Source organism: Robiginitalea aurantiaca, from assembly GCF_030380815.1.
Taxonomy (GTDB): Bacteria; Bacteroidota; Bacteroidia; order Flavobacteriales; family Flavobacteriaceae; genus Robiginitalea; species Robiginitalea aurantiaca.
Map to the genome: position 1 here is coordinate 603412 of NZ_JAUDUY010000001.1, position 15651 is coordinate 619062.

Consider the following 15651-nt stretch of genomic DNA (forward strand, 5'->3'; position numbering starts at 1 on the left):
GTGCATATTGAGGCCTTCAGAGATTATTGTTTAGCAAAAAAAGGTGTAACCGAGGGATTCCCTTTTGGTCAGGATGTTCTGGTATTCAAGGTTATGGGTAAAATGTTCGCCCTAACCGCCCTGGATCGACTTCCGTCCCAGGCGAATCTGAAGTGCGATCCAGAGCGAGCCATTGAACTGCGTGAGCGTTACGATGGACGCATTATCCCCGGATATCACATGAGCAAGGCAAACTGGAACACGATTTACCTGGAGGAGCTCCCCGAAAATTTAATCCGGGAACTCATCGACCATTCATATGCACTTATCGTTGCCTCCCTGCCAAAGAAGTCCCTGTCGGCCCTCGAAAATTTAGAATGACGGATCCCAAGAGTTTATACGACAAAAACACGGCTCGGTATATCGACGGGGCCCGGCGACAAAAACGCAGGCTGCGGATTTCTTCGGGAATCCGCCTTTTTGTGTTTGCAACCATTGGGGTGTGCGCATATCTCGGGCTGAATGGGCAAGCTTTTTATGGAGTGGTTGCGGTTGCCTTTTTGGGCATTTTTGCCTACCTGGTCTCCCGGCATCAGGATTTAAAATATGAAGCGTCCAGACTGAAACAATTAATTGAGATCAACCAGGAAGAGCTTAAAGTGCTCAACGGAGATTTCAGTGCCTTTAAAGACGGATCTCAGTTTGCGAAACCTGGACATCCTTATTCTGATGACTTGGATTTATTTGGCCCGAGCTCCTTTTTTCAGTACCTCAATCGAAGTGCACTTCCGGCCGGGCAGGAACTCCTGGCGACCTGGCTTTCCGCCAATGAGTTTCATGGAATAGTCCAAAAACAGGAAGCCATTCAGGAACTTACCCAGAGTGTGGACTGGCGCCAGAACTATATCGCTACCGCCCGCCTTATTCAAACCCCGTTTTCAACTTCAGCCCTTGCCAAGTGGTTTTCAGAACATGAACCAAAGATGCCCTCATGGTCCGGGTTCCTGCCTGCCGCATTTTCCAGCATCTCATTATTTTCTGCAGTTCTCACTGTATTCGGGATTCTGCCCCTGGGAGTTTTGATCGCACTCTTTTTTATCGGACTGATGATCAGTTTACCTTTTATTAAAAAGATTGGAGAATTGGCACAAGCTACGGGTAAAATGCAGGAAACCTTCAGCCAGTACAGGCGGTTAGTGAGCCAGATTGAAGGTGAAACGTATCATTCTGAAGGGCTCAGGCAAGCCCAGAAGGCCTTATTGGGATCCGGGCAACCTGTTTCTGCCAAACTTCGAAAGTTCAGCCGGATAATCGGAGCCCTGGACCAGCGAAATAACCTGATTATAGCCCTTTTTGGGAATGCATTTTTTCTCTGGGATATCCGGCAGGCAAGGGCTGTGGAGGACTGGATAGCTGAGCATGGTGACGCTGTTGAATATTGGTTTCAGGCACTCGCCCATTTTGATGCCAGCTGTAGTCTTGCCAACTTTTCCTTTAACCACCCGACGTATACCTATCCAATTGTTCAGGAGAAACAGAAGGTATGTATTCAGACAACCTACCTTGCTCATCCTTTGCTTTTTGAGACTCCGGTTTACAATGATTTTCAATTGCAGAATGGGCACTTTATGGTGATTACCGGAGCGAATATGGCAGGAAAAAGCACCTTCCTAAGGGCCGTGGGTTTAAGCCTTGTCATGGCTAATATGGGACTCCCGGTACGTGCCAGGCGGATGGTCTATACGCCAATACCCATAATCACCAGTATGCGTACTTCGGATTCCCTTTCCCGTCATGAGTCTTACTTTTTTGCCGAACTCAAGCGGCTAAAAATAATTGTGGATCACCTTAGGGAGCGGCCTTATTTTGTGATTCTTGATGAAATCCTCAAAGGCACCAACAGCAAGGATAAGGCCAGGGGTTCACAAGAGTTTTTGGAGCGGTTACTTAAACTGCAGGCCACTGGCCTGATTGCTACACATGACCTCAGCCTCTGTGAAGTCGCTACCCGAATCCCTGAAGTGCAGAATTTCTTTTTCGATGCGGATATCCGTGAAGGAGTCCTGCATTTCGATTACCTGTTGAAACCCGGAGTTTGTTCAAATATGAATGCTTCTTTCCTGTTGCGTAAACTGGGTGTTGTGGAAGATGACGCGGAAGGTGATAAAATATAAGGTGGGAGAAATCCCCTGTTTGGAAATTGCGGCTAAGGTTGTTAAATTGTTTATAGGGGGAGGGGGCAACGCCCCCATTTATGAAACCCTCTACATAAACCTCTAATTCCTCAGGAACCCCATCATCTAACCTACATCCCTTTTACCTGCATCTCCTGAAACCGCTCTGCCTGTAAACGCATCAATTCTTCCGCCTTCTGCTTTTTGTATGCAAATACGGCTTCTTCCTCTGCGATTTCACCATAGACCTTTTCATTTAATGCCCGGTCGGTCTCCAGGAGCTTCTTACGCTGGTCTACTTTCTGGGCTACCCAGGAGGCCACGGTAGTTTCTTCATCCTCCAGCTTGTAATCATAGGGGCCTTTTGGCGTCATCAGTTTTACCAGGATGGGCGCTGTTTCTATGGCCAGGAACAACAGAAAGATAAAAAAGGAGGGAAACCAGGGAAGTTTGCCCAGGGCATCGATACGCGCCATAAGGCCATCGAAACCATCAATAACGGGCTGAGAAGTCGAAACCGCCTCGGTATACCCCAGTTCAAGCGTTTCGATTTCGGCTTCAATCTCGGAGATACGTCCGGTATTGGCCTCTTTCAGGGCTTTGAGTTCGGCAAGGGAGGCATCGTGCTTTTCCCGCTTCTCGGCATAAACCGGTCCTTTCCCAATGAGGAGTGTGCCTTTCCTTCCCTCGGCTTCAGAAATATAGGTTTCGTACAGCGTATCTGTGGCGGCCTCCTTCAGGCTGATTTCCTGTTTGAGTCCGGCAATTTCCGCTTTCTTCTGCTCAATAGTCGGCGTGAACTGAAGGGCCAGCTGCTGTTGGTTATCCAGGGTCATCTGGTTTTTCTCCTCGAGCAATACCTGATTGATTTCTTTTTCGAAAATTTTCAATTCCAGGGGCTTTGAAATAACCACGGCAATAATAACGGCAAGCAGAATCCTCGGACTTGCCTGAAGCATTTCTTTCCAGAAGCTGTCCCGTTTCCGGATGGTCGAGACAATAAAACGGTCCAGGTTAAAAATCAAAAGTCCCCAGACCAGCCCAAATGGAATCGCCAGATAAACGGAATCAAAGACGGTATAAAGGGCATAAGATGCGGCGATAAACGCCATTAGGGCAGTAAAAAAGACGGTGGCTCCAATGCCGGCATATTTATTTTGTTCGCCCTCGGAGCACGTGTCGAGCAGGGCCCTGTCCGCACCGGAACAGAGCACAAAGAAGTTGCGTATCATAATAGTGTTCGTTTTTTGATCTACCTATTAGAACGCAACCTTTCCGTTTTTGTTACGGAAAAATTCCTGAAATCCGTCCTTTGCGAAAAAATTATGGGGTTCAGACCTCTTGATTTTGTGAAAGCTCTGTGTAGTATTTGTAGAAATAGGGGATGGTTTCAATGCCCTTAAGAAAATTCCAAACCCCGTAGTGTTCGTTGGGGGAATGAATGGCATCACTGTCCAGCCCAAAGCCCATAAGCACCGTTTTGGTTCCAAGGATATTTTCGAACATGGGTACAATGGGGATGCTCCCCCCACCGCGATGCGGAATAGCAGGTTTGCCAAAAGTAGTTTCATACGCGCTGCTTGCAGCCTTATACCCGATATGTTCTATGGGCATCACGTAGGCCTGTCCTCCATGGTGGGGCCGCACTTCGACTTTGACCCCGGCCGGAGCCAGACTTTTGAAGTGATCGGTAAAAAGCACAGTGATTTTATTCCAGTCCTGGTGGGGCACCAGTCTCATGGAAATTTTGGCATGGGCCTGGCTGGGAATAACCGTTTTGGCTCCCTCCCCGATATAACCGCCCCAGATCCCATTCACATCAAGGGTGGGTCGAATTGAATTCCGTTCATTGGTAACATATCCCGCTTCACCATGGACCGCCTCGATATTCAGAGCATTTTTATACGCCTCCAAATCAAAAGGTGCTTCTGCCATCAGTCTGCGCTCGTTGTCGCTGAGTTCCTCGACATCATCGTAAAAACCCGGAATGGCAACCCGATTGTCCTCATCGTGAAGGGAAGCGATCATTTCTGCCAGTATGTTGATGGGGTTCGCCACGGCCCCTCCATATAGTCCGGAGTGCAAATCCCGGTTCGGGCCCGTAACGGTTACTTCCACATAGCAAAGCCCTCTCAGCCCTGTGGTAACCGAAGGAACATCATTGGCGATGATCCCTGTATCTGAAATCAGGATGATGTCGTTTTCCAGTTTTTCACGGTTTTCCATCAGGAAGGCTTCCAGACTTGAACTGCCTACCTCTTCCTCTCCTTCTATCATGAATTTTACATTGCAGGGCAGGGTCCCGGTTCGGACCATACATTCAAGCGCCTTGATGTGCATGAACATCTGACCTTTGTCATCGCTGGCGCCGCGCGCATAGATGGCTCCATCCGGGTGGAGCGCCGTTTTTTGGATTACCGGTTCAAAAGGCGGAGAATTCCAAAGTTCTACGGGGTCTGGTGGCTGCACGTCGTAGTGCCCATATACAAGAATTGTAGGCAGGGACGGATCGATCAGTTTCTCACCATAAACAATAGGATATCCCTTGGTTTCACATATTTCAACTCCATCGCATCCCGCTGCCCTGAGGTACTCCGAAACGGCTTCAGCCGTATTGAGCACATCCTGGGAAAAAGCCGAATCGGCACTTACGGATGGTAGTTTTAGCAATTCAATGAGTTCCTGAAGAAAGCGCTCCTTGTTTTCGGAGCAATAGGTATGCGGTTGATTCATTGCAATTTTTTAGACAATCTCAAACATACAAAAAAGAAGTTTTTTATCGCACCTGCCCAATGTCCTATTATTCAGGACTTTTTCGTATTTTTCTAATCAAATAACCACCACGACCCACACACACACAACCCAACACTATGCAAAATTTTCGGATTCCTTCCCTTTCGGGCCTCAAGCTGGGCCTGTTTGGGTTTTTTGCTTTTTGCCTTGCCGCCGGAACGTCTCAGGAGCAGATCGGGAGACCCCTCATTACCAATTACAAATACCAGGAATACGGTAGAGCTCCCATAAACTGGTGGGCAACAGAAGACAGCAATGGGATTATGTACTTCGCGAACCAGGGGGGACCCCTTCAGTTTGATGGAGTGAATTGGCGCCATATAGAAATTAATGGGTCGAGTCGAAGCATGGCCAAAGATGACAAGGGGACCATCTATATTGGTGGCGGCGGGGATTTTGGATATCTGACCACGGGAGCAAAAGGGGAAGTGGGATATGTCTCCCTATTGGATAAAATACCCGAGGAACATCGGATTTTTGCCGACGTATGGGAAATTGATTTTTATAAAGGTCGGATCATCTTCAGGACCGAGTTTAAACTCTACGTGTGGGACGGGGAAACCATTAAAGTTATCACCTCTGAGCAGGGATATCACGTAGGGGCCATTGTAAACGACGTCTACTATCTTCGTATTTGGGATCGCGGATTGTGCGTTCTGACCGATGAAGACACCTTTGAGATTGTACCGGGAGGCGAACAGTTTGCCAGTGAACGTATCTATACAATGCTACCGTATGACGACAAGATGCTCATTGGTACGCGAACCCAGGGTTTTTTCCTTTATGACGGTAAAACGTTTACCCCCTTTAAAACTGAAATCGATGATGAAATAAACGGGCTTTTATATCTTCCCGGACTGGCTTTAGATGATGGGAGTTATTTGTTCAATACTTTTGGCAGTGGGGCTTATCTCATGGATCACGATGGGAAATACATCCAAAAGTACACTCCTGAGAATGGTTTGCAAGACGGCAGTACTACATATACTTATGTAGATTCCCGGGGGGTGTTATGGATGACTTTATTTAATGGGATATCCAGTGTTAACCTGAATTCTACTTTTACAGCCGTGGATGGCAATATGGGTCTGAATACTGTAGTTTTCACAACCCGCAAGTTTAATGAGATTCTTTATTTCGCCACCAATAATGGGGTAGCCTATCTGGAACCGGGTTCCAAGCAGGTTAAAGTTATACCGGGTACCAACGGGCAGGTGGGGAATTTTTTGGAATTCCGGAACCGATTATATGCCTGTACCAACGGTGTCGGGATGTTTGAAATCAAGGGGACTACTATTGAGATGGTCCGTGCGGATAACAACTACGATTTCAGGGCCCGTATTATCAACCAGTCAAAATCAGATTCCAGCCGGATCCTGGTAGACCACCAGCAAGGGTTAAAAAGTTTTTACTTCGATGAAAAGGTGAACCAATTTGTAGAAGAATCCTCCACCGCGAAATTGATTTCTGGTTCCGGGAATATTGAGGAGAATAGTGATGGAACCTGGTGGACGGACACTGGGGAAGAAGGAATTATGGTTAAGCTGATCCCCGCCTTTGTGGACGGAAAAATAGATCTGGAGGCCTCAGAGTATAAAAGATATACCCCGGAAAACGGGCTTCCGGACGCTGGGATAGGTGTTAATTTTATTGAAGAGGAAATGTATATTTTCTCAGGTGAGGTTGAAAAAACCTTTGGATACAATCCTGAAACGGATCGTTTTGAAGAGCGAAAATTTTTCTTTGATAAGTATTTAGATTGGGATCGCCCTGGCTCACCCCCAAGTAAGACTTCTGATGGTAAAATTATCTTCAATGCAGGTAGTGGAATTATGGTTGCCGAGAAAATCGATGGGGAGTACCAGGTGACCAATACAGAGACGTTCAGGGGAATCCAGAACAATAACATTTTTACGATATACTCTGAAGATGTCAGGGAAGACGGCTCAAGGGTTATATGGTTTTCTGGCCCGGACGGAGCCATCCGCTATGAGGGCAATCTGGAAACACCGAGTATTCCCGATTTCCACACGGACATCCGGAGTATTGCAGTGGCAGGGGATTCTATTATCTATTCCGGGAATATTGCCATCCCTGAAGATATAACTATCTCGGCTGAGAATAATTCTGTCAACTTCGGATACGCAGCACCTTTATATATCGGGCAGAAGGAAATGCTATACAGCACCCAACTCACTGGTTTTGACGCCAAATGGTCTGATTGGACCTTACAAACGTCAAGGGAATATATCAACCTGCCTCCGGGCAGCTATACTTTTAGTGTCAAGGCTAAGAATATCTACGGTGAGGAGTCTGAAGCAGCTTCCGTACCCTTCTCAATCACTCCGCCCTGGTATCGCACCTGGTGGGCCTATGCCCTCTATGCCCTTGGGGCCCTGGCCTTGTTGTATTTTATCGTACGAGCCAGAACGCGTATCCTGGTCAATCAGCGAAAAGCACTTGAAGATAAGGTTGAGGTGCGCACCAAAGAAGTACAGCAGCGCCTCAATGAGTTGGCCACGGTGAATTCCGTGACCAAAGCACTGAACGACAAATTGGAACTCGAGGAGCTTATTCAGTTGGTAGGAACTAAGATGAAGGATGTTTTTAATTCGGACATCACTTACCTGGCGATTCTCGACCATGAAACAAACATGATCAATTTCCCCTATCAGGATGGGGATAATATGCCTCCCTTCAAACTTGGGGAGGGCTTAACCTCCAGGATCATTCAGTCCGGGGAGTCCTTACTGATCAACCGCGATGTGGATATCATGGCGGAGTACCAGAAACACGGCATTGAACAAACAGGGAAACAGGCGATCTCCTACCTTGGGGTACCTATCCCTGTTGAAGACGATATTATCGGGGTCCTCAGCGTGCAGAGCACCCAACAGGAAAGCCGATTCAATGAGGAGGATAAAAAGCTCCTGAGTACCCTGGCGATTAATGTAGGGGTGGCCCTGCACAATGCAGAGCTCTTTGAGGAGGCCAAGGTGGCTAAGGCAAAAGCAGAGGAGGCCAATGAGGCCAAGAGCGCCTTTTTATCAACGGTAAGCCATGAGCTAAGAACTCCGCTCACCTCAGTGCTTGGGTTTGCCAAAATCATTCGTAAGCGACTTGTAGATAAGGTTTTCCCGGCTGTGAATGTGGAGGATCAGAAAATTAAAAAGACCATGAAACAGGTGAGTGAAAACCTGGATGTGGTGGTCTCAGAAGGGGAGCGGCTGACCAGCCTGATTAACGACGTCCTGGATCTTGCGAAAATAGAATCCGGCCGTATGGAGTGGAATATGAAGCCCGTCTTTATGCAGGATGTTATCGGTCGCGCGGTTTCGGCAACGTCAGCCTTGTTTGAGCAAAAGGACCTGAAGCTTCAAAAAAATGTTCCGGATAACCTTCCCCTGATCAGCGGGGATGAAGACAAACTGATACAGGTAGTGATCAACCTGCTGTCCAATGCTGTTAAATTCACCGACAAGGGCTCCGTGGTCATTGAGGCTTACAAGGACAACAACCAGGTGATTGTTGAGGTGCAGGATACGGGAGTAGGTATTGCTGAAGAGGACAAGCACAAGATTTTTGAACGGTTCCGACAGGCAGGGGATACCCTAACCGACAAGCCCAAGGGAACCGGGCTTGGCTTGCCTATTTGCAGGGAAATCATCGAACACCACGGAGGCATTATCTGGATGAACAGTGAGCCCAATGTGGGCAGTACGTTCTTTTTCTCTGTTCCCGCTATGGGGCAGGATAGTGATCAGCCCATTAAACTGGATCGGATCCTTAGCAGCCTGAAAACACAGATCAAACATTCTTCGAGTAAAACTCTGGAGGATTCCCCAACCATATTGGTTGTAGATGACGATACCCCCATACGGTCATTGCTGCGACAGGAACTCTCGGACGCCGGTTATCAGGTAGAAGAGGCAGCCAACGGAAAGGCAGCCCTCGATGCCGTTCGTCTGAGCAAACCCGACCTGATTATTCTCGATGTGATGATGCCCGAGATCAATGGTTTTGATGTGGCTGCCGTATTGAAAAATGACCCGGCGACCATGGATATTCCTATTATAATCCTTTCGATCGTTCAGGATAAGGAACGAGGCTTCCGCATCGGAGTGGACCGCTACCTGACCAAACCCATCGATACGGAAAAGCTCTTTCACGAAGTCGATGAACTTTTGGAACAGGGTGTATCCAAAAAGCGGGTCCTGGTAGTTGATGAAGATGCCTCAACGGTAAAATCCCTGACGGATGTGCTTACTGCTAGGGGTTACAAAGTGATGGAGGCCAACCCGGATAAACTCATGGAGATGGCATCGGAAATGAAGCCGGACATTATCATGCTCAAATCCCTTGATAAACTCGAGAAGAAAGCCATTAAGGAACTCAAGTTTCAGGAGGGCATGGAAAACGTCATGTTCTTCGTGTACCAGTAAAGGGAATTCAATCATAAATTTTTAAATGCAATAAGATCCCATGGATAAAAAATTATTGATAGTCGACGATGAGGCCCATATAAGAATGCTTATCGAACAAACCCTGGAAGATTTGGAGGATGAAGGAGTGGAGCTACTCTTTGCAGACAATGGGGCGGATGCCCTCAGGATTATTCAGGAAGAGCGGCCCAATCTGGTCTTTCTCGATGTGATGATGCCCAAAATGAATGGGATGGAAGTCTGCTATAAGGTAAAGAAAGAACTCAATATCACGGATACCTACATCATCCTGCTTACAGCAAAAGGACAGGAAGTGGACCGCCAAAAAGGTCTGGATATGGGCGCCAATAAGTATATGACAAAACCTTTTGACCCGGATGAGATGCTTTCAATCGCCGAAGAAATCCTAAACGTGTAAATTCATAAATGAGTCTATCCACCGCAGATCGCGCTTTAAAGCATATTCTCAAAAGGGATAAGTCCGCCAGGGAAATCCTGGGAAGGCTATGCGACAGCTCAGGGGCCGCTTGCGCTTTTGAAACGGTTGACGGGCATTTGCTCTGGGGTTCGGAGGAGGTCTTTGAACACTCCCGGGATCTAACGCACGAGGACAAGGTACTCGGTCGGTTTCGATATTCCTCAGACAAGGCCATGCTCATATTTGACACCTTGAACCTCCTCTTTCAAAAGGAATGGGAGAAAAAGAAAATTGGGAAAGAAGTCCTCGGGCTGTATCGGGAGATCAATATGATCTACGATTTAAGCGAACTGATATCGGAGAAAATCGATGCGGAATCCATCGCTAAGGTCACCCTGGAGGAGGCCTCACAGATCATAGATACCACCCACGCCCTCTTCCTGATGTACGATCCGGAAAAGGATACCGTCAGGCAGGTCGCCCGCCTGGGAGAGAACCCGAAAAGCCAGTCCTTTATCGAGGAACAGAAAGATGTGCTCAAGGAATTGATCACTCGGGGTGTATCCGCGATTGTCCCCGCAGATCGCATAGCCAGGAACCCAGCTTTGAACCACCTGAAGACGGTCATGTATGCGCCTTTAAAAGTAAAGCACCGCACCTTTGGGATGGTTATTCTCGGCCATGAGGAAGAGGTGGAGTATACGGCAGCAGAACTCAAATTGCTGACTACTATTTCGCTTCAGTCCGCCACGGCCATCGAAAGTGCCCACCTTTATCAGAAAGGCCTGAAGGAAGTACAGGACAGGGAAGAGGCTATCCGGAAAATCCACGATGTAAGCCAGAAATTCGTCCCCTCTGAGTTTATAAAATCCCTGGGTAAGGCTAAGATCACTGAGGTGTTTCTTGGGGATCTTGTGGAGCGCGAGGTTACCGTTGTTTTTGTGGACATACGGGGCTTTACCACGATCTCGGAAGGGCTTAGCCCTACGGATAATTTTTTATTCGTCAACGGCTTTAACAACCGCATGGGCCCCATTATCCGTAAGAACGGAGGCTTTATCATGCAGTATCTGGGTGATGGCTTTATGGCCCTCTTTACTGAAGGCTCCCAGGGCGCACTAACGGCTTCGGTGGAGATGCACAGGGAATTGCAGGAGTACAACAAGGAACGGGCCCAGAGGAATCGCCTCCCGGTACACATTGGGGTAGGCATGCAAAGCGGGAAGCTGATTATGGGGATTACCGGTGACAATGAACGCCTGGATGCCGCCATTATATCAGATACCGTGAATACCGCTGCGCGGATTGAAGGCCTTTCCAAGCATTTTGGGACGTCCATTTTGCTGACCCAGGAATGCAAGGCAAACCTAACGGAGCCGGAACAATTCGATTTCAGGTACCTCGGCCGGGTTCAGCCAAAAGGAAAAAAACAGCCCATCGATCTCTACGAGTGCATCAATGGAGATGCCGATGACCTTCGGGAACACAAACTGACCAACCTGAAGACCTTCGATGATGCCATGACGCTTTTCCTGGATAAGGAATTTGCCATGGCTGCGGTAACCTTCCAGCAGATCTTTAAGCACAATACGGCAGACCAGCCCGCTAAATTATTCCTGAACCGGGCGGCCCAGCTCATCACCCAGGAGATTGAGGATAATTGGAAAGGTGTGGAGACCATGACAACAAAATAATCGGTCACTCTTTGACAATTTTAAAATAACATTATCTTTGCAGTCCTTTTGCAGGCGTGGTGGAATTGGTAGACACGCTAGACTTAGGATCTAGTGCCGCAAGGTGTGAGAGTTCGAGTCTCTCCGCCTGTACAAAAGAATAAGGCCTCCTTTTTGGGAGGCCTTTTTTATGATCATTTGATTTGGGTGAGGAGTTCGGCCCGACTTGCTATGCGCAAAGGGATAGCCCTGAGACCCTGTTCTCTTTGCTGGGCTACTTCTTGACGATGCCGTGATTCGTCCATACACTTTTGTTTTTCCGCACTTCTTTTCGAATGGCCTGGTTCCTGGCGAGGGCTTCAGGGGTGAAATACCCGCGTTCATGATCCAAATGCACACAAACGGCGCTGTACCTGAGTTGTTTTGATTTAACCCCGAAATTTAAGAGGCGTTCGCCGAATTCCCGATCCTCACCCCCGTACTGCATTCGCTCGTCAAAACCGTTGACATTACAGATGTCTTTCTTCCATCCGGAGGAGTTGTGCCCGTTCCAGCTGGCCTTTGTAGGCGTAAACGTATTGAAAATCGTGGATATAAATCCGCGGGCTTTAAGCTTGTTGTTTTTAAAGGTTTTAGGAATGCCCAACTCCTTCAACCATTTGATGTCGAAACAGTTTTGCTTTTCAATATCCTCCAGGGTTATCGCACTGGAAATGTTCATGGGCAACATATAATACCCCCCGGAAATAAAATAGGCCGGTTCTTTATTGATGTAGTGTACCTGAACAAAATCTTTGCGCGGGATACAATCCCCATCGGTCATGATAATATACTCGGCCGTACAGGCCTGAATGGCTTTATTTAAAATTCTGCATTTCTGGAATCCATCGTCTTCCTGCCACACATGCTTGATTTCGTAGGAAACCTTTGCGCGCATCGTATCGATTAGTCGATGTGTTTCCTCTCCGGATCCATCATCTGCGATGACGAGTTCAAAATCCTTGTAGGTCTGACAATTAAAGCCCCATAAAACTTTTTTCAACCAGTCGGGCTTGTTATAGGTACTCACTATGACACTTACCGTGATCACTGACGATCCTTTAATTTATGCTATTTTTATAAAAGTAGTTTTTTGTATTTCATCTCAAGTTAAATTCTTATGAATTCTGTGAGGCGGACCTATGTGGGTTCAACGATTTACCACATCTATTTGGCTTTTTTACACATTTTGAAAAATAGTCCTGATAAGAAAACCAATAGAGGTGATAATCTTCTTTTTTTGGTCGAGAGTACGCCTATGATAGAATCGTTGATTCCGAATCTGAAGAAAAGTTTTTTCCGGGATGTACATATTATTTCAGAACGGAAAGATCATGTGGCTGATTTGGGAAAGTTCAATTATGCATTTAGAAGGCGAAAAAAACTCATCCCGTACCTGGAGGCTAAACACCCAATACTAAAGAAGGAAAAGGAATTTATTCAGAGCTCGGACCTCTTCCTCTGTGATACCGATTCTTCGAAAAGCTATTTTATTTATGAATTCGGCCAAAAGGGTATTAGTATGATCGAGGACGGTGCACGTACCTACCGACAACGTCACAGCCCGATAGAACAGTATATCAAGTCCTTTATAACCAAAACCCCGATAGGAGGGGGTTTCGACAGGGAAGTCAAGACGTTGTATGCCCAGTTCCCAGACCGATTGCCTTCGGCTTTGCAAAAAAAAGCGGTCGAGCTGAATATCAAAAAAGAAGTGGCCGGATTGGATGCAGAAACCAAACAGGAAATATTTGAAGTTTTCCTGCCAGCAGATTCATTTAAGGTTGAAGGAGATAACACTGCGCTGATTTTAACCCAGCCCTTGTCGGAAGATAAAATGATCAGGGATGAGGCAGAAAAAATAGCGATTTATAAAGATGTCCTTTCCAGGGTGCCTCCAGAGATGAATATCATCCTTAAAATGCACCCCAGGGAGACGACACGATATGAAAAACACTTCGATAACATAACCGTTTTGCCCGGCTTGTTTCCCATTGAAATTCTAGAATTGCGTTCGGGTTTCCATTTTGAACAGGGATACACCCTTTGGTCCACCGGCCTTTCGAATCTGGAAAATGTAAAAGAGCGATTCTTTTTAGGCAAGGATTATCTGGATAAAATTTCGGTTAAAGCAGTACGGGACCTGATCGAAAATATGGTTATCGAAAATTAGAAAAGAAATACGGTCAAAAAGTTAAGAGTATCGGCTCTATTGGCCACCTTGGGCCTTAAAAAGCTATTCTGTTTTTTTAGGGCAACCCTTGATGCCCAGGCTTTGACAGAAGGGAATCCTTTAGATAATATAGCGACAGGTTACTGAACGCGGTGCGGCATAACTCAATATCCGATGGCAGCGCCTTCAGGGCTGGAAGAATCGGAAGCCCCAATCAGGATCTTGTTTTCGGCATCGATTTGAATGCCCATCAATTCGCCCAGAGAATTGGTCGGGGTCAGGGTGTGATTCATGGCTTCAAGGGCTTTCCGGGTGTCCGGGGAAAGCAACAGCTTTTCGTATCGAATCTGGTCTGGCAGCCATTGATGGTGAATTTTCATGGATTCAATGGCCTTATCCACAGGCATGTCGTAAGCCAACACCTTCAGTACGGTTTGAAACACGGTATTTATGATGGTTTTACCCCCCGGACTCCCAATAATGAGATAGGGCTTCCCGTCTTTGGCTACAATGGTTGGGGTCATACTCGAAAGCATCCTTTTTTCAGGCTGAATGATATTTGGAGGTGTCCCAATCAGGCCGTCACCGGTAGTAAAGTTCGGCTTGGGATTAAAGTCACCCATTTCATTGTTAAATATAAACCCCAGCTTTTCGGATCCCATTCCGGAGCCATAGGGGTATTCCAGGGTATACGTTAAAGAAACGGCATTACCGTCCTTGTCTGCCACGGAGAAGTGTGTCGTACTGCTTCCATCATATATCTGTCCAAACTTGGTGGAATCACTTACAGAGGCCTTCGACATATCGATATTCTCAAAACGCTGCCTGGCAAATTCTTTAGATGTGAGTTTCGCTATTGGCGTATCCAAATTAAAATCAGGATCTCCCATATGTTCCGCCCTGTCTGCAAAAGCCCTTCGCATGACTTCGGCCAGGAGATGGACGTAGGCCTTTGAGTTGAATTCCAGGGAATCCAAACTGGCCTGTTCCATGAGGTTCATCATTTCAATGAGCGCTACCCCTCCTGAACTCGGTGGGGCCATGGAATAAATATCATAAGATTTAAAAGTGCCTTTAATCGGCTTGCGCTCCACAGCAGTATACCGCTGCAGGTCCTCCAGGGAGATAAGCCCTCCGTTATCCTTCATAAACCGGGCAATCTCCTGAGCAACTATCCCTTTATAGAAGCCGTCATGGCCGTGATCCCGAATTTCGATAAGGGTTTTTGCCAGTTCGGGTTGCCTCCAGACCTCGCCGAATTGCGTCATGACGCCATCCTGATTCTTAAAGTAGTTTTGCAAAAAGGGGACTGGGGAATTTGCCTCAAAATAGGCTCCTGCTCTTGCAAGGCTCCAGGGGAGTTCAAAACCATTTTTGGCAAGGTCTATGGCGGGTTGTACCAAATCCGGCCAGGGAAGTACGCCATGCTTTTGATGTGCCAAATACAGGCCGGCCACCGTACCGGGTACCCCTACGGACTTCAGGCCAATGTGGTTGTTGGTCGATTCAGAACCGAAGAGATTGGTCCCGCTCTGCAGTTCCCCGTCAGCGTCCAAGAACATGTCTGCTGTGGCTTTCAAAGGGGCTTTTTCCCGAAAGTCAAAGGTGGTTGTAGTCCCTGTTGAATCCATAAAGACCAGAAACCCACCACCACCTATATTCCCGGCTGTGGGGTGGGTAACGGCAAGTGCAAAGGCAGTAGCTACAGATGCATCAATGGCATTACCTCCTTTTTTCAGAATAGCAACTCCTACTTCAGAGGCAATTTTATTGCTCGATACGACCATGCCGTTTTTGGCATAAACCTGCGCAGATACAGCTACTGGAGCAAGGGTGATGAACAACAAGAGAATACGTAACAGGTAATTTGATTTCATAGTGCTTATTTCAATTCCATTTTTATAGCGCCTCCCCGATTTTCGTAAACGCCCTCGTGCAAATATGTTCTAAATTCTGATTC

General features: G+C 47.1%; 10 protein-coding genes and 1 tRNA gene. 7 read left to right on the top strand and 4 right to left on the bottom strand.

The window, feature by feature from the left end:
- Complete coding sequence (locus QU605_RS02660) at positions 1-360, top strand: MmcQ/YjbR family DNA-binding protein (protein WP_289723712.1); 360 nt, start codon at positions 1-3, stop codon at positions 358-360.
- Positions 357-2153, top strand: a complete 1797-nt coding sequence (locus QU605_RS02665; protein WP_289723713.1) for a MutS-related protein — start codon at positions 357-359, stop codon at positions 2151-2153. Before QU605_RS02660 ends, QU605_RS02665 begins: the two co-directional genes overlap by 4 nt.
- Before the next feature lie 131 nt (positions 2154-2284).
- Here the strand turns inward: QU605_RS02665 and QU605_RS02670 are convergent, their stop codons facing one another.
- Positions 2285-3385 carry a DUF4407 domain-containing protein gene (locus tag QU605_RS02670; protein ID WP_289723714.1) on the bottom strand — a complete coding sequence of 367 codons (1101 nt, stop codon included), beginning with the start codon at positions 3383-3385 and terminating at the stop codon, positions 2285-2287.
- A 100-nt stretch (positions 3386-3485) separates the two neighbouring features.
- On the bottom strand, positions 3486-4886 hold the full coding sequence (locus tag QU605_RS02675; RefSeq protein ID WP_289723715.1) for a dipeptidase: 1401 nt from the start codon (positions 4884-4886) through the stop codon (positions 3486-3488).
- 137 nt (positions 4887-5023) lie between these two features.
- On the opposite strand from QU605_RS02675, the gene QU605_RS02680 reads away from it, so the two are divergent.
- The 4 genes from QU605_RS02680 (at position 5024) to QU605_RS02695 (ending at position 11632) form a co-directional block, all read left to right on the top strand.
- A complete protein-coding gene (locus QU605_RS02680; protein WP_289723716.1) occupies positions 5024-9388 on the top strand; it encodes a response regulator in 4365 nt (1454 codons plus the stop codon).
- A 40-nt stretch (positions 9389-9428) separates the two neighbouring features.
- Positions 9429-9806, top strand: a complete 378-nt coding sequence (locus tag QU605_RS02685; RefSeq protein WP_289723717.1) for a response regulator transcription factor — start codon at positions 9429-9431, stop codon at positions 9804-9806.
- 8 nt (positions 9807-9814) lie between these two features.
- Positions 9815-11500 carry an adenylate/guanylate cyclase domain-containing protein gene (locus tag QU605_RS02690; protein ID WP_289723718.1) on the top strand — a complete coding sequence of 562 codons (1686 nt, stop codon included), beginning with the start codon at positions 9815-9817 and terminating at the stop codon, positions 11498-11500.
- A gap of 50 nt (positions 11501-11550) precedes the next feature.
- Positions 11551-11632 (top strand) — tRNA-Leu (locus QU605_RS02695).
- A 121-nt stretch (positions 11633-11753) separates the two neighbouring features.
- Here QU605_RS02695 and QU605_RS02700 read toward each other — a convergent pair.
- Positions 11754-12566 carry a glycosyltransferase family 2 protein gene (locus QU605_RS02700; RefSeq protein WP_289723888.1) on the bottom strand — a complete coding sequence of 271 codons (813 nt, stop codon included), beginning with the start codon at positions 12564-12566 and terminating at the stop codon, positions 11754-11756.
- Positions 12567-12638: 72 nt separating this feature from the next.
- Here QU605_RS02700 and QU605_RS02705 point away from each other — a divergent pair, with 72 nt between their 5' ends.
- A complete protein-coding gene (locus tag QU605_RS02705) occupies positions 12639-13691 on the top strand; it encodes a glycosyltransferase family 52 (protein WP_289723719.1) in 1053 nt (350 codons plus the stop codon).
- 164 nt (positions 13692-13855) lie between these two features.
- On the opposite strand, the gene ggt is transcribed toward QU605_RS02705, so the two are convergent.
- Positions 13856-15568 (bottom strand): gamma-glutamyltransferase, encoded by a 1713-nt coding sequence (gene ggt / locus QU605_RS02710; RefSeq protein WP_289723720.1) that lies wholly within the window; start codon positions 15566-15568, stop codon positions 13856-13858.
- Positions 15569-15651: the final 83 nt, after the last annotated feature.